This window comes from Anaerotruncus sp. 1XD42-93, from assembly GCF_009917605.1.
In the GTDB taxonomy this organism is placed as follows: Bacteria; Bacillota; Clostridia; order Oscillospirales; family Ruminococcaceae; genus Anaerotruncus.
This window is the reverse complement of sequence record NZ_QZEG01000008.1, coordinates 17,257-36,814: the sequence shown is the minus strand read 5'-3', so window position 1 is coordinate 36,814 and position 19,558 is coordinate 17,257. Positions and strand designations below refer to the sequence as shown.

Annotated in this window: 17 protein-coding genes; 5 read left to right on the top strand and 12 right to left on the bottom strand. The window is 53.6% G+C overall.

Annotated features, from left to right (window positions below):
* Positions 1-64: 64 nt before the first annotated feature.
* The 4 genes from truA (at position 65) to D5269_RS05000 (ending at position 5,859) form a co-directional block, all read left to right on the top strand.
* Positions 65-802 (top strand): tRNA pseudouridine(38-40) synthase TruA, encoded by a 738-nt coding sequence (gene truA, locus D5269_RS05015; RefSeq protein WP_016316766.1) that lies wholly within the window; start codon positions 65-67, stop codon positions 800-802.
* A gap of 64 nt (positions 803-866) precedes the next feature.
* Positions 867-2,342, top strand: coding sequence for a DUF5711 family protein (locus D5269_RS05010; RefSeq protein ID WP_120484057.1), 1,476 nt, complete (start codon positions 867-869; stop codon positions 2,340-2,342).
* 28 nt (positions 2,343-2,370) lie between these two features.
* Complete coding sequence (locus tag D5269_RS05005) at positions 2,371-3,357, top strand: CvpA family protein (protein WP_016316768.1); 987 nt, start codon at positions 2,371-2,373, stop codon at positions 3,355-3,357.
* A gap of 195 nt (positions 3,358-3,552) precedes the next feature.
* Positions 3,553-5,859 (top strand): ATP-dependent Clp protease ATP-binding subunit, encoded by a 2,307-nt coding sequence (locus D5269_RS05000; protein ID WP_120484082.1) that lies wholly within the window; start codon positions 3,553-3,555, stop codon positions 5,857-5,859.
* Positions 5,860-5,890: 31 nt separating this feature from the next.
* On the opposite strand, the gene lpdA is transcribed toward D5269_RS05000, so the two are convergent.
* Positions 5,891-7,300: a dihydrolipoyl dehydrogenase gene (gene lpdA, locus D5269_RS04995; RefSeq protein WP_120484056.1), complete on the bottom strand. Its 1,410-nt coding sequence runs from the start codon at positions 7,298-7,300 to the stop codon at positions 5,891-5,893.
* 219 nt (positions 7,301-7,519) lie between these two features.
* Here lpdA and D5269_RS04990 point away from each other — a divergent pair, with 219 nt between their 5' ends.
* Positions 7,520-7,708, top strand: a complete 189-nt coding sequence (locus D5269_RS04990; protein WP_120484055.1) for a YjfB family protein — start codon at positions 7,520-7,522, stop codon at positions 7,706-7,708.
* A 190-nt stretch (positions 7,709-7,898) separates the two neighbouring features.
* Here D5269_RS04990 and D5269_RS04985 read toward each other — a convergent pair whose 3' ends face one another.
* The 11 genes from D5269_RS04985 to D5269_RS04935 form a co-directional block, all read right to left on the bottom strand.
* On the bottom strand, positions 7,899-8,291 hold the full coding sequence (locus D5269_RS04985) for a hypothetical protein (RefSeq protein ID WP_120484081.1): 393 nt from the start codon (positions 8,289-8,291) through the stop codon (positions 7,899-7,901).
* A 558-nt stretch (positions 8,292-8,849) separates the two neighbouring features.
* A complete protein-coding gene (locus D5269_RS04980) occupies positions 8,850-9,650 on the bottom strand; it encodes a TPM domain-containing protein (protein ID WP_120484054.1) in 801 nt (266 codons plus the stop codon).
* A 12-nt stretch (positions 9,651-9,662) separates the two neighbouring features.
* Positions 9,663-10,748, bottom strand: a complete 1,086-nt coding sequence (locus D5269_RS04975; protein ID WP_120484053.1) for a hypothetical protein — start codon at positions 10,746-10,748, stop codon at positions 9,663-9,665.
* A 55-nt stretch (positions 10,749-10,803) separates the two neighbouring features.
* A complete protein-coding gene (locus D5269_RS04970; RefSeq protein WP_120484052.1) occupies positions 10,804-12,195 on the bottom strand; it encodes an SPFH domain-containing protein in 1,392 nt (463 codons plus the stop codon).
* 234 nt (positions 12,196-12,429) lie between these two features.
* Positions 12,430-13,956: a recombinase family protein gene (locus tag D5269_RS04965; protein WP_120484051.1), complete on the bottom strand. Its 1,527-nt coding sequence runs from the start codon at positions 13,954-13,956 to the stop codon at positions 12,430-12,432.
* Positions 13,957-13,989: 33 nt separating this feature from the next.
* Positions 13,990-14,148 carry a hypothetical protein gene (locus tag D5269_RS04960; protein ID WP_158604868.1) on the bottom strand — a complete coding sequence of 53 codons (159 nt, stop codon included), beginning with the start codon at positions 14,146-14,148 and terminating at the stop codon, positions 13,990-13,992.
* 197 nt (positions 14,149-14,345) lie between these two features.
* A complete protein-coding gene (locus D5269_RS04955) occupies positions 14,346-15,710 on the bottom strand; it encodes an MATE family efflux transporter (protein ID WP_120484050.1) in 1,365 nt (454 codons plus the stop codon).
* Positions 15,711-15,799: 89 nt separating this feature from the next.
* Positions 15,800-16,636, bottom strand: a complete 837-nt coding sequence (locus tag D5269_RS04950) for a sugar phosphate isomerase/epimerase (protein ID WP_158604867.1) — start codon at positions 16,634-16,636, stop codon at positions 15,800-15,802.
* 126 nt (positions 16,637-16,762) lie between these two features.
* Positions 16,763-17,596, bottom strand: a complete 834-nt coding sequence (locus D5269_RS04945; protein WP_120484048.1) for a TIM barrel protein — start codon at positions 17,594-17,596, stop codon at positions 16,763-16,765.
* Positions 17,597-17,611: 15 nt separating this feature from the next.
* Positions 17,612-18,988 (bottom strand): sodium/glutamate symporter, encoded by a 1,377-nt coding sequence (locus D5269_RS04940; protein WP_120484047.1) that lies wholly within the window; start codon positions 18,986-18,988, stop codon positions 17,612-17,614.
* Positions 18,989-19,106: 118 nt separating this feature from the next.
* Positions 19,107-19,514, bottom strand: coding sequence for a cupin (locus D5269_RS04935; protein WP_120484046.1), 408 nt, complete (start codon positions 19,512-19,514; stop codon positions 19,107-19,109).
* Positions 19,515-19,558 lie beyond the last annotated feature (44 nt).

Sequence of the window (19,558 nt, the reverse complement as noted above, 5' to 3'; positions counted from 1 at the left end):
CTGATTATGAATACAGGTTTTTAAATGACAAGGTATTGCACCGCTTGACAGAAAGGAACGTTTTATGCGGCATCTGATGCTGATCCTCCAATATCGCGGCACCAACTACTGCGGGTTCCAGGTACAGCCCAACGGGGTTTCGGTGGCTCAGGTGGTGCAGGACGCAATCGAGACGGTATTCAAGCGGCGCTGGCCGGTCAAGGGCTGTTCCCGCACTGATGCCGGTGTGCACGCGAACCACTTTGTGCTGGCTTTTTTTACCGATGCACCAATCCCCTGTGATGCGGTGGTCCGGGCGCTGAATATCCACCTGCCGCCCGATGTGGCGGTGCTGGATTGCCGGGAGGTTCCAGAGGGGTTCCATCCCCGTTACGACTGTACAGGCAAACGGTATCTGTACCAGATCTGGAACAGCCCGGTGAAAAACCCGTTCCTGACCGACCTCGCCCTCTATCACAAATACCGCCTGGACCTGCCCCGGATGCAGCAGGCCGCAGACAGGTTTGTGGGGACGCATGATTTTTCCGCATTTTGCAGCGCGGGGTCCACTGTGCAGGATACGGTGCGGACGATCACCGAGGCATCCATTGCGCGTTCGGGGGAGATGGTGGCCATCTCGGTGACCGGCAGCGGATTCCTCTACAATATGGTGAGAATCATGGTGGGAACCCTGTTGGAGGTGGCGCGCGGCGCTATTTTGCCGGAGGAAATTTCCGGGATCATTGAAAGCCGGGACCGTTCACGCGCCGGGGCGACCGCCCCTCCGCATGGGCTGTATCTGGACATGGTATTCTATCATTGAGAGATGCGGCTTATGGTGTGAGATACACGAAACAGCTTCAAAAACCGGGAAAGGGGGAATGCCTGTGGCAAAACTGACCGATCTGGAGAAGGTGCGCCGGATACGCGCGCACAAGCGGACGCGTAAAAACCTGCTGCTTCTGGCGCTGGCTGCCATCCTGGTATTTTTCTCGGTTTCGCTGGTGAAAAGAGCGGAGGATGTCGACTTTGCAACCCTCTACAGCGATCTCAAGGTGGACCTCGCCGGAAATGGGGACGGTTATCCGGTTCCCCTTCCCGGCGGTAAGATCCTAAAGCTGCAAAATGCGGGGGACAATCTGCTCCTTTTGACGGATACCAACCTTTACACCTACAATATGTCGGGCAGGCAGACGCTCAATGCACAGCATGGCATGAGCAATCCGCTGCTTGCGCATACTGGGGACCGCACCCTTCTTTACGACCGGGGCGGGACCCGATATTCTCTTTATTCCAAGTCGGCGCTGGTACATAGCGGGTCGATGAATTTCCCACTCTACGTGGCGGACATCTCTTCCAACGAGAATTTTGCATTGGTGACAGGCTCTGACCAGAGCCTTGCACTGGTTTCGGTTTACAGCAATCCCAAAAAAGAGCCGATCTTCCGCTATTGGTCGGCGCGGATGGTGATTGACGTTTCCCTTGCGGAGAACCAGAACGCGATGGTGATCGCCTGTGTGGATGTGCAGGATGGGGATTACCTCTCGAGCATCAGCCGGTTCCAGTTTTCGATCGAGAAGGAGATGGGGCGGGCCGACCTGCCCGGTGAGCTGATCCTGGGGATCGACTGGTTCAACAACAACACGATCCGGGTGGTCACCGACAAGCGCGCGATCCTTTTTGACAACGATCTCAAACAGATTGCGGACTACAACTTCGCAGGGCAGAAGCTCGAGCGCTTTTTCTTCCGTCCGGACGGGGGCCTGCTGGTGGTGTTCGGCAGCTATGCTGAGGAAAAACAGCTCAAGGCAGTCCTCCTCAACAGCCGCTTCAAAAAACAGGGGGAGTATACCACCAACTATGAGATTGTGACCGCCAAGGCGGATGCGAACCGCCTTTATATCGCGTCGAGCAACAAGGTCGAGATCGTTTCGCACGACGGGGTCCTACTTACCGAACTCCCTCTGCCTAACCTGTATAAGGTCGAGCCGGTCGGGGATCAGCTTTTCTGCGCGGACAATACCCAGATCAGCGTCTCAAGCGTGAAGCAGCTGATTGCCGCTCAGGAGGAGAAGGACCGCCAGGAGGAGAAGGACCGCCAGGAGGAGAAGGACCGCCAGGAGGAGGCCGAACGCAAGGCCAAAGAGGAAGAAGAGCGCAAAGAGAAACAGGAGGAAGAATCCTCTGGGCAGTCATCGGAGGAGGACCCTGCTCCCGGCCCGGACAGCAGTTCTTCATCATCCGGAATGGGGGACAGCGATTCAGAAGAACTCTTTCAGGAGGCGGATGGGCAGGACGGTTCCTCCCAGTCCGGGGCGGATCCCTCTCTTGAGAATCTCTCAGGGGAGAGCGGTCAGGAATGACGCCCTCTGAAAACAAAAAGGAGAACCTATGGAATGGATTGCAGCGATTGCGCTGGATTTTACGGCGGTGTGGATTGTCATTTACTGCGCGCACGCGGCGGCGAAAAAAGGCTTCCTGCGGACGGTCGTGCAGATGGCCGCCTATGTGGGAGTCCTTGCTTTCTCGTCACATCTGAGCGGGGAGGCGGCGCCGGTTATCTACGAACGGGTGGTCGAGCCGATGCTCTTCGAGAGCAGCCAGAGCCAGGACGACCGGCCGCGTGAGCTGAAAAATGCGGACCTGGTTTCGTTTCTGCCCGGTGGGATGCTGGCTATGGACGGCGGATGGCGTCCGCTGCTGCCTGCCCGCGGGCAGCATTCAGAAGAGCCGGAGTCCCTGAGCCTGGACGACCTGGAACAGCTTGGGGTTGATCTGGACAGCCTGAGCCTGGAGGATTTGAAAGGTCTTGGGATCGACCTGAAGGGTCTGGATCTGGACAGTTTGGACCGGCTCGGGATTGACACGGATACCCTCGACCCGGATCAGCTCGGTGCGTTCGGTCTCGAAAAGCTCCGGGAATTTGGGATTGATCCGGACAACCTCGGTCTGGACGACCTCAAGCGGCTTGCGCAGGAGCTGCCAGAGGAGCTTGAGCAGCTTCTTCCCGAGGGGATCGGTCCGGAGGAGATCGTTAAGGAGATTGCGGACAATACGCTGCGTCCGGTGCTGATCAAGGCGATCGGGACGGTCAGCTTTGTGGTGATCTTCGCGGCCCTCTCGATGCTCTCCAACCTCCTGCTCTCAATGCTGGGGGTCATCAACTCCCTGCCGGTGATCGGCTTTTTCAATTCCACGCTGGGTGCGGTGGTCGGGATTTTGCAGGGCGTGCTGATCGTCTGGGTGGTCGGCTTGCTGTTCAAGGGGCTTTTTTATTTCAGCCCCGACGGCTGGTGGATTTTTAACAGTGATGTGGTCGGCAGTACCTTCCTGTTCCGATACTTCATGGAACCGGGGCTGCTCCGCCAGCTTGGATAGAAAAGGCCCAAAATACAAAATCGGAAGTTTTACAGCGGTAATAGGGTGCTTTTTGCGGGAGAAAAAGCACCCTGAAAAAATTATTTTATGGCTGTTAATACGGTGTTCATAAGAAGCATATAAAATATAGTCTGGGGTTTGCCATCCCTATATTTGCCATGGATTGTTTAGGAAAGATGTGATAGAGACATGGATATGATGTGTACAAGATGCAAAAAACGATTTGCCGTGGTGTTCATGACCCGTTTGGACGGGGACAAGACGATCAACGAGGGGCTTTGCCTGAAATGTGCCAAAGAACTGGGGCTGAAGCCGGTCAGCGATCTGATGGAGAAGATGGGCATTTCGGATGATGACCTTGAAAATATGTCCGAACAGATGATGGACATTTTTGGCGGGGACGGTGATTCGGGCTTTGAGATGGGCGGTGCGCAGGCGCTGCCGTTTTTGCAGAATATCTTCGGTGGAAACAGCGCGGAAAATGCGATTGTTCCGCAGGAGCCGGAACGGCCGCAGGAACCGCCAATCCCTTTCCCCGAGCGGCCTCAGGGACGCCGGGAACGGCGGCAGAAGGGCGCGCCCGAGAAAAAGTTCAAGCATCTTGATGCCTACTGCGAAAACCTCTCCCGCAAGGCGGAACAGGGCAGGATGGACCATATTGTGGGACGGGACCGGGAAATCTACCGGGTGCTTCAGATTCTCAACCGCCGCACCAAGAACAACCCCTGTCTGATCGGTGAGCCGGGTGTGGGAAAAACGGCGATCGCGGAAGGCATTGCGCAGCGTCTGGCGAACGGGGATGTCCCGTTCCGGCTCGCGGAGAAAAAGCTCTACCTGCTCGATCTGACCGCTCTCGTCGCAGGAACCCAGTTCCGTGGACAGTTCGAGAGCCGTGTCAAGGGGCTGGTGCAGGATATCAAAGAGGCCGGCAACGTGATCCTTTTTATCGACGAGGTGCACAACCTTGTCGGTGCGGGGGATTCCGAAGGCTCAATGAACGCTGCCAACATCCTGAAACCGGCCCTTTCGCGCGGCGAAATTCAGGTGATCGGCGCGACCACCTTCAATGAGTACCGCAAACATATCGAGAAGGATGCGGCGCTCGAGAGAAGGTTCCAGCCGGTCACGGTGGAGGAACCTTCGATCGCCGACGCGATTGAGGTGATCCAGGGGATCAAAGGTTACTACGAGAAGCACCACAGGGTATCGGTCAGCGAAGAGATCGCCCGTCGGGCGGTCGTGCTCTCCGAACGGTATATTACCGACCGGTATCTGCCCGATAAGGCGATCGACCTTCTGGACGAAGCCTGCTCTTGCGCAGTGCTGCGCAACCAGGAGCTTGCCCGATATGATAAGATGACCAGGCGGCTGGAGGAGTTCAAGTCGCGGATTGAGAATCTCGAGGCACAGGTGGATGCACCCGATTATGAGGCGATCGCCAACCTGCGCGGGGAGATCCTCTCGATCGAGGGGGAACTCAAGGAACTGGAACCGGAGGTGTTGAACCGTCCGGTGACGCTTGACGATCTCGCGCGGGTCATCGAACTCTGGACCGGTATTCCGGCCTCCAAAATCCGGGAAACCGAGCTGAAAAGGGTCGCCAGCCTTGAGCCGGAGATGAAAAAGAAGATCATCGGCCAGGACGAAGCGGTTGGGTTGGTCGCGGCAGCGGTGCGCCGCAGCCGTGTGCAGATTTCTGCGCGGCGCAGGCCGGCATCGTTCATCTTTGTCGGGCCGACCGGTGTGGGCAAGACCGAGCTGGTCAAGGTGCTTGCAAAGGAACTGTTCGATACCACCGACCCGCTGATCCGGCTGGATATGTCCGAGTTTATGGAGAAACACAGCGTCTCGAGGATCGTAGGGTCGCCGCCGGGATATGTTGGCTACGATGAGGCCGGCCAGCTCACCGAAAAGGTGCGCCGCAAGCCATATTCGGTGGTACTGTTTGACGAGATCGAGAAGGCGCATCCGGATGTGCTCAACATCCTGCTTCAGATTCTTGATGAAGGCCGGATTACGGATGCACACGGCCGGGTGGTTTCGTTTGAGAATACTGTTCTGGTCATGACCTCCAATGCCGGCAGTGAACGCCGGGAAAATGCACTTGGCTTCAACCGGGAAGCGGGGCAGGTTGCCAAAGAGAAGGCGATGAAGGCGCTTTCCGACTTCCTGCGGCCGGAATTTCTCGCCCGTGTGGACGAGATCGTCGTATTCCGCCAGCTTTCAAAGGAGGACTACCAGCAGATTGCCGGGCTGATGCTGGAGGAGCTGAAAGAGCCGCTTGCGGAAAAGGGTATTCGTTTCGGCTGGGATGAGCAGGCGGTCTCCTACATTGCGCATCAGGCGTATGGCAAGAAGAGCGGTGCGCGTGACCTGCGCACCGTGATCCGCCGGGAGGTCGAGGATGTGATCAGCCTGCGGCTGGTGGAGGACCCGGATAACCCGCCTGCGCTGATGAAACTGACGGTTGAACAGGAAAAATTAAGCCTGCTTTGCAGTTAAGCAAAGCAGGCTTTTCGATATTCTTCAGAGATCATTCCTCAATATTGCGGATAGCTTCAGCGATCCCCTCGTTAAAAGTCGGGTGTGCGCGCATTGCGAACATCAGATGGCGTGCGGTCAGTCCGTTGGCGATGGCAGTGGCCAGTTCCCCAATCATATCAGTGGCGCGCGGGCAGATCATCTGCGCGCCGATCAGCATCCGGCTGTGTGCCTCAAATACCAGCTTGATAAAACCGCTCTCTTCCTTGGAGATGATCGCCTTCCCGTTGCCGGACATCGAATAGCGTCCGCATTTGACCGAGATGCCATGTCTTTTGGCTTCTGCCTCCGAGATGCCGACCGAGGCGATTTCAGGATCAATATAGATGCAGCTCGGAACGATCGGCAGATCGACGAACGCACCGCTGGGAACCGTTGAAAGCAGCACCGAAGATGGCTTGCCTGCGAGTTTCTCCACCACGTGGATGCCCTGCGCGGAGGCAAGATGGGCAAGCTGGATTCCTTCGATCACGTCCCCGACTGCATAAACACCCCGGATGCTGGTCATGAAATCGCCGTTGACCACGATTCGTCCGTTCCGGGTTTCGAGCGATACGTTTTCGCCGGTCAGGTCGTCGATATTCGCACGCCTGCCCACCGCCACCAGAATCCGGGTAGCCGGGAGCGTCTGTTCCACACCAGCCTGTGTGAAGCAGCAGGCTAATCCGCCCTCATTGGTGATCCGCTCGACCTGTGCGCCAGTGTAGACTTCAATCCCACGGCTGCGCAGGAGGGATTCCAAGTTTTCGGAAAGTTCTTCATCCATCGGCGGAAGCAGCCGTTCAGCCTGCTCGATGACCGAAACCTGCGCGCCAAGCGCATTGAAAACGGTTGCAAATTCGATGCCAACCACACCGCCGCCGATGATGACAAACCGGTCGTAGTTCCAGACCGGCTCGGAAAGGACCTCCCGGCTGGTGACCACACCCGGCAGAAGGACACCCGGGATCGGAGGTATGGCCGGTCGGGCACCCGAGGCGATCAGGATATGCTGTGCGCCGTAGGTGGTTTCGGAGCCGTCCGCTGCGGCGACCCGTACCGATTTGGAACCGATCACCCGCGCGTGCCCTTCTATGTAGGTAATCCCGTTTTCCTGAAACTTATGCCGGATTCCGTCCCGGAACTGCCCGACCGCGTCGTCCTTATAGGAGAAGATTTTTTTCAGATCAAAACTGCCCTGTTCAAATTGCAGGCCAAACTGCCCGCAGTGGTTCATGATGCTATACAGGCGCGCTGCGTAGATGAGCGATTTGGTGGGGATGCAGCCGCGGTTGATGCAGGTCCCGCCCAGCTCGCGTTCTTCAATAACAGCGGTTTTCATGCCGAATTTTGCAGCGTGCTCGGCAGCCGCATAACCGCCCGGTCCGGCGCCGATGATGATGAGGTCAAACAGTTTATCCATTCCAGAACCCTCCCAGCGTCTTGTCGCAGAAATTTAAAACAGGGCAGGACCCTGCCCGCCACTTTTTGACGTTTGTTTCCAGATTGATTATATCTTATCAGTATAAAATTGTCAATCATAGACAAGGGGCCCACCTACTGAGAAAGAAAATTTACAAAATGCACTTGTAATCTTTCCCATAAGAGGATATACTGGAAGAGAAAGAAAGGGGGTAACTCGATGGATTTATCTGTAATTGCTTCAGCGAGCACCAGCCTCCATATGGGGGATGCGCTCCAGTCGGTTGCGGTCTCGATGCTGAAAAAAACGATGGAATCGGTTGAGGTAAGCAGCGCCCAAATGATCCAAAGTTTGCAGCAGGCGGTTCCGGCATCTGTGTCTGGGCATCTGCTCGACACCTACGCGTAAGTCGAAAAATCCCCCGGATGGTTTCCCATCATCCGGGGGATTTTTATGCCAACGGCCTGTGCATGAATTTAATGTAAAATATAAGAATTTTTATCTGTTTTTCCCAATAAGCAATCAGGCCCCCTGAGCGCATGAATGCCTATTTCCCCTTCGCTGGCCGCTCTGTAAAGGTCCCCGATAAACTGTAAATTTATTCAATTCTAACTTCTACACCCTCGATTTCGACATAAACAGTTATCTCTGTGTCTGTTTTATTTTGCATAGATATACCAACTTTGAACCATGCCCCTTTTTCAGCGTCCATTTTTACTGGCATACCGGGCGTAAGATATTCTGCTTCATCATACGCGTTTTCTTCCTTAACTTCGATTGGCTTTAACACGACTTCGGTATCTCCCAATCCCTCGCCAGAAGAAATAGTAATCTTATTGCCGGTAGGGGATATTTCTTCGTCCGAATAAACGTACGTCTCTGTACTTCCGGCAGGAACAGTAATTCCAATCTTGTACGAATTGTTCTTTCCGCAACCTGTTAAACCCAGCACGAAAACGAATGCGAAAACCAACGTAGTTGCCTTTTTCACACAACCACGCTCCTTTGTCAAATTTACGATTTGTCGGTTTGTTGCTACGTGTATCATAGCACATAAGGACGGTAAGCTCAAGCTGTAGACAATAGCGTCGGAAAGCGTATCAAGATATTTTTGGATATCTCGATGCGCTTGTTTCCGCCAGAATCGTATGGCCGGGTGCTTGTACATAGATGAATTTTCCCAAAATTCACGATTTTCTATGTATTCTTCTTACCAAAAAATCTGAAAGGACTCGTTGACATTTCGGTGCAAATTTATTATGATAAATTCAATCGAGATAAGAACCTGTATTCATAATCAGAGGATGCCGGATGGGCGAGGGATTTTGCTGCCCTGCAAGGCGAAAAAATGCAGACAATACTTTGTGTATGGTTGTGAATACGGGTTCTTACTTAAATTGCTAACTTCGGCGAAGCAAACCGTACTGGTTTAAGCAGATTTTATTCCCCGTGGGCGGCAGCCTACAGAAGATACTTAACAGCATGGCATCCGCCAGCTCCCAAAAGCACACTGGATATGGGGGCTTTATTCCCATATCCAGTGTGCCTTTTAAAATCTCCCGCCGCCACCGCCGTGTCTTGCACCCGAAGATGAGGTGTGCGTCGCCGAACTGCTTTTGGGCGGGTCTTTCACTTTTTTAGTACGGACAATATTTCTATACAGGAACAGATCTTTCTCCCTTGTTAAGCGCATGCTGCCAGTTTCGATATAGTTCCCTGCCATCGACTGCCTGTGCACTGTCTTCAGCTGCGTCCTCATCAGCCCTGTCACAACCAATGCAATCACAAAACCGACCGCCAATGCAGTTACAAGGCTGCCAAACACTTCGAACGGCTCCTTCGGAAGACGCCCTGTTTGATACGGCATGTCCGTCCTTGCCTGCGTTATAAAGTCATCACACAGCCGGACAAAGGTCGTAAACGCCGATGCATAGCTGCCTTCGCTCAGGTCACCCAGAAACTGTTCGGACATGTACTCCAATCCCGCGTCAGTAACCGCCGTTATTCCATATCCCCTGGTTGATATGTACCATTCCCGTTCTTTCATACTGATGAGGAAGAGGATGCCGTCCCGGTCCTCTCCGAAACCATAGCCGCTATCATCGTAGAAATCATCGGCATATTCCCTGGCAGACGCCCCCGACAGGGAATTGGCCGTAACCACTACGATGTCCACTTCCTGTCTCTCGCTGACCTCGTCCAGCTGGCTTAATAAGGCAGCTTCCTCACCGGCGGAAAGCAGCTCCGCTTCGTCTATAAGCCGCGGCAGACCTGGCTCGGCGAACACGGGGGTCACCAAAGCGATGCATAAAAACAGCGTGAGAAAGACACCGCAGAATCCCTTTTTCATCCTCAGCCCCCCTTACAACAGCCAAAACAGATAGGAGGCAGCAAACACTGCCGCGCCTATTATGCCTGTCAGGCCAAACAGCCATTTCCGATATGCCGATTTATCCAGCGGCAGGTTCCCCACCATCTTCCCGCTCTGCCCATTCATGGCAAAGAGGTAATTCTGGCCATTCCATTTGGTGCTGAGAAGCCAGACAGGGTAAAGCGCATATTTCACCTTGCTGTTGCACAGCTGGATGCTGCCTGCTTCTTTTATAACCGTTGCATAACCTTGCACCGTTGCATCAAAAGCTTCCTCTGTGCTTTTCCTGATCCGCTCATTGGCGCGCTTCATGCTCTGCTCGACATCCACATCATATTTATCCGCCAGATAGCCCGCCAGATACGCTGTTTGAAAATCCACCGCTTCCGAGAAGTCAAAGGGCTCAATGGATTCCATCAAATCATCCGGCATCTTCTCGGAGCCGTCAACAGGAACCCGCGCAAACCCAATGCGCCCGCCCCTGCTTACCGAAAAATAGCTGGTTTCTGTGTAATGGTACTGGCTGTCGCTCCAGGACCTGATCCGGGTCGCCTTATAGCGCATATTGGCATCAGCCTCTGCATCAAACAGCCAGAATGGCACATATACACCTTTGACCTCATCAATATGGTTTTCATCCTTGAACACTTTCGGAAGCAGGCGCTTGCCTTCATAATGCTTCCGAAGCGCCTCCTTTGCTGCCTTTTTATCCAACTTGAACGGGATGATATAATCCGGTTTCAGCGCGCCTGAAAGCTGTCCCATCATAACGACAGGGTTGCCGCAGAACGGGCAGGCGGTAGCCGCTGTATTTTCGTCCCCCACAATTTCGCCGCCGCAGGATTTGCAAACATAGGAACGCAGCCCATCCATTTCTCCATTCTGCCATTCCTCACCGGAAACAGGCTCCCAATTCATGTCATCCGGCTGTTCGCTTTTCAGTTCTTTGTCGTAGTCTGCCAGCGTTTCCATCTCGAACTCTGTATCACAGTAAGGACACTTCATCTTCTGTATGGTACTGTCAAAAGCAATCGCACCGCCGCAGCAGGGACATTTATATTCCTGTATTACAGCCACCGTCTCCACCTCTCTTGATTAAAAAGAATCGCTTCCCGAACCTGCCTCTATCCCATCAACGCGCATCCTTCTCATCGAACGGGTCCCCGCATTCCGGGCAGAACTTCGGCGGATGCAGGGGGTCTTCCGGTTCCCATCCGCACTTGTCACATTGATAGAGAGGTGCCGCCGCCGGTTTCTTCGCCCCACAGTTCTGGCAAAACTTCCCTTTGTTCACTGCTCCGCAGGAGCAGTTCCATCCGTCCGGATTCACAGGTCTTGCCGCGCCGCACTCCGGACAGAATTTGCCTGACGCCGTTGCCCCGCAGGAACATTTCCATCCGTCACGCGCCACAGGCTTTGCCGCGCCGCATTCGGGGCAGAATTTTCCTGATGCCGTTGCCCCGCAGGAACATTTCCATGCCCCCGTCTGTGACGCAGTTTGCTGCTTTGCCTGCTGCTGTCCCATAGCGAACAGGTTTTGTGCATTCATGCCGCCCGCCGCATTCATCGCCATCCCGACCCCCATAAAACCAGCCATGGCGCCCGCAGAGTTGGAAGCCGCCGCTTTCATGGCATCTGCCTGTGCGCCGACTAAAGTCGCCCCGGCCATATTCGGGTTTTGCAAAACCGCTGTCCGCTGGAGCTCCTTGATCATCTGCGCATCTTCTTCCGGCAAAGTGACCGAGCCGAGCGCGATACTGACCACTTTCAACCCGCGCAGTTCGCCCCATTTTGCCGAAAGTACAGCATTCATTGCGTTCTCGAGGTCGGTGTTATGTGCGACAATCTGGTTCGGGCGCAATTCCAGATCGGAAAGTTTTCCGAACGCAGGCTGCAGCGCGCTGATAAATTCTGTTTTCAGCTGGCCATCCAGCTCATCACGCGTATACTCCTGCTCCACATTGCCGCAGACATTGGCATAAAACAGCATCGGATTCGCGATTTTATAGGAATAAACGCCGGAACAGCGGATGGAGACATCCACATCCAGCCCGATCTTGGAGTCTACTACACGGAACGGGATTGGGTTCGGCGTGCCAAACTTGTTGTCGATCAGTTCTTTGGTATTGAAGTAATACACCCGCTGGTCCTTCCCGGTATCACCTCCGAAGGTGAACCGCTTGCCAATCGTCTGAAACGTCCCCAGTATGCTGCTGCCAAGGCTTCCGGCAAAAATGCTCGGCTCTGTGGACGTGTCATATTGAAATTCCCCCGGCTCTGCGCACAGCTCCACAACCTTGCCCTGTTCTACAATCATCATGCACTGTCCGTCAGCAACCGCAATCACGCTGCCATTTGAGATAATATTGTCATTCCCTTTGGTGTTAGAGGAACGGGAGCCTGTGCGTTTCCTGCCCTTGGTGACCATGACGTCCTTGTCCATCGCTTCACAATAAAAATACTCTTTCCATTGATCTGCAAGTGTACCGCCAAGCGCACCTAATCCAGCTTTAATAAGTCCCATAGCGCATCCCTCTTTCTGTGCTCAAACTCATTTTTTACATTTCCCACAAATACGTTGCATTTTGGGGGGCACTGATAAACACACCGCCTATTTGCAAGATTATATTACCACACACTCATACACTTTTCAATCATCAGCAGGGAGCTAAAATGCCGGATTTATAAGAAGCTGTCCTCTTTTGGGATGTTAGCCTGCTCTCAAAAAAACGTCAGGGCGCTCTGCCCTGGCGTTTTGTTATAGGTTCCAAAGCACCTTCGTGCTGCCGTCCTCGCTGATAAAGATTTTATGTATCATCGCCATAGCAACCGCTTTCTTCCGCTTATCGCCGGCGGTTCTCCATAACTGGGCCAGATTGACAGCGATGCCCGTTGCCCTCCTGCTCTTTTGGGCTTCTATACGCTGATGCAGCGCCAATCGATCCCGCTCGAGCTGGACGGCTCTCTGATTTGCCAGTGTCAGAAGAGCATCGTTGAATCCACCCGCCAACATGACATCCAGGAGCTGTTTCTCCGACCTCTCAATGGCCCTGATTTTCAGCTTCAGATCGTTGATCCCTGCCGCATTGCCCTTTTGGGGCGTACACTCCGTCTCTTTCAGGTCCTCCAGCTTTGCGGAGATGCATTCGCAGATCATATCCTCCAAATCCCCGGCATAGATCGTCACCTTTGGCCCGGTGCAGGTTTTCTTATGAGACCTTCCGGTGCAGTTGAAATACCGCCGTATCTCCCCACGCTTATTGATCCTCCCCTTGATGGTGGTCATCGTATGGCCGCACTTCTCACAGACCACCTTCCCGGCCAGCCAACTGGTGGAGTTGCTGACGCTGTTGCCAATCTTCCGGTTCTGCTCCAGCTTGTGCTGGCATTTTAGCCAGATGCCGGAACTTACAATACCGGGATGGGTCAGAAGCACCAGCTTCATATCCGACCAATCCGCGTTTCCGGAGTCATGCTTGGTATGGCCATAAAGCTGCGCACCGTTCTCCCCGGTAAACAGAGACACGTCCGTAACCATCTGAACGCCGCGGCAGTCATAATAGTCGTACACATCAGAGTCAGCCTTGACATAGATCGGGTTCTTCAGGAGCGTGGACAGCTTTGCCGTTGTCCAGCTGCTTCCGTTCAAGGGCTGCTTGCCTTCAGCCACCAGAGTGTCCTGGAGCCGCCGCAGGGACAGGTTCTCCCGGGCGTAGGCTTCGAAAATGTACCGTACCTGCTCCGCCTCATCGGGGATGGGATTCAGCTTCTTGGTTTTGACATTATGGATGACGGTTGGTATCAACTCAAACCCGTAGGGCCGCCTGCCGCCCATATAGAATCCCATTTCGCTGCGGTGGGCGTACGCCTGGGTGACACGGTTGATAATGGATGTACGCTCAAACTCGGCAAATACCATCAGGAGCTTGACGAGCATCTCCCCATAAGGCGAGGACGTGTCAAAGGATTCCTGCGAGGACACAAATTCTACCCTGTGCTCCTTGAACTCCTGCAAAATATTCACGAAGTCTGACAGTGAGCGGCTGATACGGTCCAGCTTATAAACGATAACCTTCTTCACTTTCCCCTGCCGCACCAGCTTCATCATTTTCTGGAAGCCGTCGCGGTTGACGTTGCCGCCGGAGAAGCCATTGTCCACAAAGGTAAATACCTTCTCGTCCTGTTCATCGGGCTTGATAACCGATCTGCAATATGCAAGCTGGGTTTCGCAGCTGATGCTGTTCTCACGTTCCACGGATCTGCGGGCATACAGGATGATTGCCATTTGACCAGTTCCCGAATGGTAAACGATATCTGTTTATGATGCGGGAATCCGCTTTTCCGCGCTGGTCAAAGCAAGAAACAGTTCCTCCTTGACCCGTTCCCGATCGGCCGAATCTTCCGCATGAACAGTAAGATGCTCTACACGATGTCTCCGGCCTTTCATGTCCGTGTATTCCTCTTTGAGACCAGCCATAGCCGTACCTCCTAAGCAGCCCTGCGCAGGGGGCGTATTGGAATCCCATCCGCTACCATTATATGTGTGAAGTCCCGGCATATTGCGCAGTTAAGCAGATTTAGGGCGGCTCTCCTGTTTTTATGATGCGTTCAGGGGAAACTTCCAGAGCAGATTTGCCCTCAAGCTCTGCATCAACTTTAGGCAGTGATTTCGCCTTACACTTTTTCAAAAATACTTTTTCGAATAAACAGATAAACCCCAATCTGGAAGACCGCGGTAACAATCCATGTGACCGGATAGGACAGAAACAGGGTTTCAGGCGTCGGATTGCGTGGGAAAATGGTATAAACCCACACAAGCCTCAGCAGGCACGAACCGACCAGCGAGCCAAGCATGGGCACCACAGAGCAGCCCAGGCCGCGCAGAGAACCAACCATCGTGTCCATAATACCGCACAAGGCGTATAGCCGCCCGACATGGCCCATGCGGATCAATCCCGCTTGAATCACCGCTTCTTGTTCCGGGCCCGGCTGTACATAAATTGCAATGAGGTCATGGCCAAAATAGAACATCAGGTTTCCTAAAATCAGGCCAGTCGCAACCGTAAAGATTTGACAGTAAACCGTCACTTTGTCCACGCGCTCATATTTCCCCGCACCATAGTTTTGACTGGTGAAGGTCATTGCAGCCTGGTAAAACGTGTTTATCATGGCGAAAACAAATCCCTCGATATTTTGCGAGGCAGCAGTCCCGCTCATCATGGTGGAGCCAAACGTATTCACTGTAGATTGAATGACTACGTTGGACAGCTCGAACACCATCCCCTGAAAACCAGCGGGCAAACCCACCCGAAAAATGCGCCGGACAATTTCCGGGTCCATCCGCAGCTGGCGGAAGTCCAAGCGAATCGCGTCCTGCTCCTGGGCCAGGAACCACAACACCAGTCCCGCAGAAATATATTGAGAGATCGCGGTAGCAAAGCCAACACCGGCTACTCCCAGGCCCATGCCTATGACAAACAGCAGATTCATTGCCACATTGGCAACTCCCGCAAGAAACAACGCGTACAGCGGACGCCGGGTATCCCCCTGCGCAGACAGTACCGCACCGCCGAAGTTATAGGTCATAGTGGCGGGCATTCCAAGGAAATAGATCCGCAGATACAGGGAAGCCAGGTCGATCACATCGTCCGGAGAGTCCATCCACCGCAGGAGCTGCGGAGCAACGCACATGCCGAATACCATCAGAACAACCCCGCTGAATAAAGCAAGACAGACGGAGGTATGCACGCCCCGCCGTACCGCATCCATCTGTTTGGCCCCAATATCTCTCGCCAAGGTTACGTTCGTACCAATCGACAGCCCTACAAAGATGGAAATCAACAGATTGATCAACGCTGTATTGGAACCTACAGCCGCCAGTGCCTCCTTGCCTACGAATTTGCCGACCACCACAATGTCTGCGGCATTGAACAACAGCTGCAACAGCCTCGAGGCGGCCAGAGGCAGGGCAAAGAGCAAAATTTTGCCCGGCAGGCTTCCGCTGCACATGTCAATCGTATGCTGTTCCTTTTTTGTCATAAAGCTCATCTCTTTCCGCAATCATGGCAGACAATTCTCCCAGCCGCATGGCGGCTGGGAGAATTGCCCCTAAAAGGACTTCTAACGGATCAACCATTGATCGCCCGCGTCAAATATGCCAGGCACTTTTTCATCGTTTCCTCCGGGTCGAAATCATACAGGCGGTTATAAATTTCAAATGGGATTGCCCCTGTATATCCGAACTCATCCAAAGCGTTCAAATAGTCCAATAGCGGGAGGTTCCCTTCGCCGGGGATCAGATGTCCCAACGGCGTCCCATCCGCAAAATGCAGGTGAACCATATCCGCGCCAAGGAGTGCCAGGTCCTCCCGGATATCCTCTTTCGCCATGGCCACTGCGCAGGTATCCAGCATACATTTTAGATTTGGGCTGCTTATCTCGTCCAGCATCCGGCGAATCCGCGGGCTGTCGTATACCACGTTGGTTGTGTTATAGCTGGCGGCCTCAATCACCATCGTCACGCCGTACCGTTCCGCTTTATCCACAATGCGGGCCATCGACTGTACACTGCGCTTCCATGCATCTTCCTCCGGGTTGTCAAAATAGCCCCTCCCGCAGACGATTTGTGCATATGGCGCTTGCAGCTGTGCCGCAAATTCGATGGTCTTGAAAAAAGTCTGGACACTGCGCTCCCGGATGGCGTCATCCTCGCAGGCTATGTTGATCGGATAGACGCACTGCTCCTGTGTCAGACAGCATACCCTAATCTCCCGGGCATCCAATTCCCGTTTCAGGTCATTCACGGTTGCGTATGTAGCATCCTCGATGCTCAGATGAGGGCTTGCGGCGTAAAATTCAATCAGATGCTGGTCCAGCCTCGCCATGGAATCCAGAAAATAGGGGAGGCTGTATTTGATATAGTGATAGTTTGAACTGGCGATCTGCGTTGTTTTCAATGTTTTCATACGGTGCCTCCATAAATCACGTTTGATTCTGCCGTTGATGATACGGCCAACAACGACGAAAGACAGAGCTTGGATCGCCCTGCCTTCCGCCATATTCGTAGAGATAGAGTAGCGCTTGCAAGTTCCTCATCCAATCCATTTGCGGAACAGGTCCATGGACTGTTTGTCAGCAAGTTCGGGCTTTTCAAAATACCGGCGATCGGAAATTTCCATGGAAAGGAAACCCGTGTAGCCATAGGCCCCGATGGTTTCCACAAATTCCTGGAGGGGAATGGTTCCATCACCGAAAGCCAGATGCCCGCCCGGCATGCCGTCCACAATATGGATGTGGATCAGGTCTTTCCCCAGGGCTTCAAAGTAGTCCCGGACATGTTCCCCAACCAGGCATACCTGACAGGTATCCAGCATGGCCTTCAGGTTGGGGCTTGGAATCTGACCCAATACCATTTTCAAATCGGCTGCGGTGTTAATCAGGTTGGAGCTGATGGGGGACAAGTGCTCCAGCGCTAGGATAACACCCTCCTTTTCCGCCTTTCTGGTCAGAACCTCTATGGATTGGAGCGCATAGGGCATCGACTTTTCCCTGCCGCTTTCCACATATCCCCATCCCGGGGTAAGCAGCATCCGTCCACAGCCCAGTTCCGCAGCGATTTCGATTGCCCGGGACAGGTATTGCAGGCTGCGCCAACGGATATGTTCCTCCTCTGCCGCAATATTGATAGGGTATACCACCGTTTCCGGCGTGTAGCAGATCAAATGCAGGCCCCGGCTCTTGATGGCCTTGCGGACATAGTGGAGCCGTTCCGGCGAAGCATCGTCCACATACAGATGGGGAGAGGCGCCCCAAAGTTCCACATTTTTGATCCCCAGCGCAACCTGCTGATCCAAAAAATACTCCAGGCTATGGTGCTGGTAATGCAGGTTCATGCCGCTGAGTTGTTCCATGCGCAGTGCGCCCATGCTGTCACCTCCCGATTATCTCTTCTCCAACAGGGATTCGTCAAAAACACTGCGGGGATGCTTATGCCACCACCGGAAGATGAGGCTGGCAACGATCAAACCTGCCATGTAAATCAGGATAGGTGCCACACCGATGACCCAGTTGCCCTGCACACAGGCCACAGGGACATAGGCCAGCGCAAAAACCTCAATAATCGACTCAATGGGTGTGACGATCGCGGCATCATCCAAGGTACAGCTCTTGTTCTCGGGATCGACGATGCGCAGCAGCGCCATACCGATCGCGGTAACGCCGGTGGAGTAGCCGTAGACATAGATCCCGCGCTCGAACCACTCCTGCTTGAGCAGACGGGGGGCGATCACTGCAAAGTGGATCACAACCCATACGATACCGAACAGCATCAGCAGGGAGAAAGGAACGATGTACTCCAACACCACCGGGATGTTGATGGTAGCCACGCCGAAGAAGACCAGGAAATCGGTGCAGCAGCTTCCCATGCGGCTGACGATCCGGTTGTCCACATATTTATCAGCCTTTATCGCTTTCAGCACAAAGTGGAACACGATGGCGACCAGGAAGCCGATGGAGAAGCTGGGCAGGCCATACCCGGTGAGGTCCTGGAGGTAATTGGTCAAAAGATAGCCCAGGCCAGTAGGGATCAGGATCAGCATCAGGTGCCAGGCCAGAGGATCAATGGCCATCGGGGAGACGGTCTCTTCACCCAGGGCAGGGCGGTTGCCCTCCTCAATCAGTCCGGTGCGCATATCATTCGGAAGCTGGGTAAAGTCTTTGACAAACTTTGTATAGCCCTTTATGGTACCCAGTTTAATCAGGGCAATACCGCCGAAGATACCGGTCAGGATACCGATGGTAGCGCTGGTCATGCCCAGGTCATTGGCGGCTTCCCAGCCCAATCCGCCCAGGGTATTGCCCAAAGCCGCGGCTGTACCGTGGCCGCCCTGGAAACCGGCGGGGATCAGCATCCCAAAAGCGGGATTCAGGTCAGGCGCAAAAATGCCCAGGATCAGCACAGAAAAAATGATGGGGAAGCTGTACTGGAAACACCAGCCGATGTTGCGCAGGCAGTAATAGCTGCCGATCCGGTCGAAGTTCTCCTTGATGCCGCCCTTGGAGAAGTTAAAGCCTCTCAGGCCAAGGGAGACGAACACAGCGATAATGAGCATACCGGAATAAGAACCAGCCTGGCCGGAGAACTGGATCAGCTTCAGGCCGTTCTTGCCTGCGATCAGGGCCAGGAAACCGGCCAGCAGGCTGACAGGGATAAAGAGGCTTTGCAGGATTTTGATCTTCTCGCGCAGGAGCTTTGCAACGAATAGGAATATAGCCGCAATGGTAAAATCAATCAGCATCGAGTAGCAAGTAAACTCCATGGAGGATACCTCCCCTTCACAATATTTGACTTCGCGTAAAACTCTTCCAAAATATGATTCTAAAATGAACTATATTATTTTATAACATTATAGTTCGGTTCTAAAAAAAAGCCGGATATTACAGCAGCCCTTTGGCTGTCCGCCGTACAGATTCCAACTCTTCCGCTGTCATGTCCTGATACTCACTGTTTTCTCCTGTGGTGCCAGCGTCCTGAACATAGACCAGCTTTGTGTCCTTTTGGGTAATCGTGTTGAACCAGGTGTCCTGAGGGACATTGTACACCTTCCCCTGCTCCATCGGGATCACCTGAATATCAAAACCCTTTTCATCCCGGCTGGCAACCAGCAGGAGCGCCTTGCCTTTTACCAGGATGAACTGTTCATCTGTCGCGTGGTGAATTTCCAGATACTGAATCTGATCCACATCGTTGTTGGGCTTCCAGTTTTTGATGCAAACGACCCATTTTTTGTTATCGAATACACACTGGATCCCCTCTGCTTCATGGGAATAAATATCTGCGTACATCGTGTCAGCCTCCTTTTGGTTGGACTCCGGCAAACAAGGGTCTG